The sequence below is a fragment of the Pseudomonas sp. FSL R10-0399 genome (genome assembly GCF_009600165.1).
GTDB lineage: Bacteria > Pseudomonadota > Gammaproteobacteria > Pseudomonadales > Pseudomonadaceae > Aquipseudomonas > Aquipseudomonas helleri.
Genome location: NZ_WIWK01000259.1, coordinates 1 through 1,066, shown reverse-complemented (window position 1 = coordinate 1,066; position 1,066 = coordinate 1). Strand labels below are relative to the sequence as shown.

Genomic DNA, 1,066 nt, shown 5'->3' with positions numbered 1-1,066 from the left:
CCTGAATTCAACACATAAGTGCAACGCTCACCCCTGTATGCACTTCGTACGGCGTCTTCCAGCCCAAGCGCTTGCGCGGGCGTAGATTGATCCTCGCTACTGTCCGATTGACGGCTTCGACGGTCAGCTTGCTGAAGTCGCTGCCCTTGGGGAAATACTGGCGGAGCAGACCGTTGGTGTTTTCATTGGTGCCACGTTGCCAGGATGAATAGGGGTCTGCAAAAAAGACCTGGCACTGGCTCCGTAGCGCGATGCGTTCATGCCCGGCAAACTCCCTTCCGTTATCCAGCGTCAGCGTGTGAGCGGCATGGCCCTGAAGCATCAGATTGATCGCCCGCGTTACCTGCCGGCGCGTTCTGCGCTTGACCGGATAGGCGCTCAGATAGCCGCTTTTGCGATCAACCAGGGTCACCAGGTTACCGCCCAGTCCATGTACCGTATCGCCCTCCCAGTCCCCCAGGCGCTCGCGGCTTTCGACCTCGGCTGGGCGTTCACTGATTGACACGCGATTACGCAGCTGCCCGCGCCGATCGTGGCTTCCATAGCGTTTCCGGTAGCGCTTTCGGCGATGTCGCAGATAGGTATAAAGCTCACCACCGGCGCGCTGTTCGGCGGCAATGAACCGATAAATCCACTCATGGCTGACCGCCCGGCTTGGCTGCTCCTGCTTCAACCGCTGGGCGATCTGCTCCGGACTCATGCCATGCTTGAGCCACACCGGGAGATGATGGCTGAGCCATGTCGCCGGCTTGCAAAACTTGCGCGCACCCGCTCGACGAGCATCACTTTCATGGGCCGCAGAAACAGCCTTGTAGATATTCTGGGTGCTGTTGCGGCGAACCTCGCGACTGATCGTCGAGGGATGCACGCCGACCCGCTTTGCAATGCTCGCCTGGCTCTCTGCGGCGCTCAAGCCAGCCTCAATCTGGTAACGTTGTCCCTGAGTCAGCTGCCGGTAATGCGTAGTCATCTGCGCTTGAATCCTTCGGTGTGAGAGCCTGGATTCTACCGGTGGCTGGCTCTCTGCCTCTCGTTTCAAGCGTTGCGCTTATTCTATGAATTCAGG

At 59.1% G+C, this 1,066-nt stretch carries 1 protein-coding gene; it reads right to left on the bottom strand.

Annotation, left to right across the window (positions count from 1 at the left end; genetic code table 11):
- Positions 1-7 precede the first annotated feature (7 nt).
- Positions 8-970 (bottom strand): IS30-like element ISPpu17 family transposase, encoded by a 963-nt coding sequence (locus GHO41_RS29300; RefSeq protein WP_004577240.1) that lies wholly within the window; start codon positions 968-970, stop codon positions 8-10.
- Positions 971-1,066: the final 96 nt, after the last annotated feature.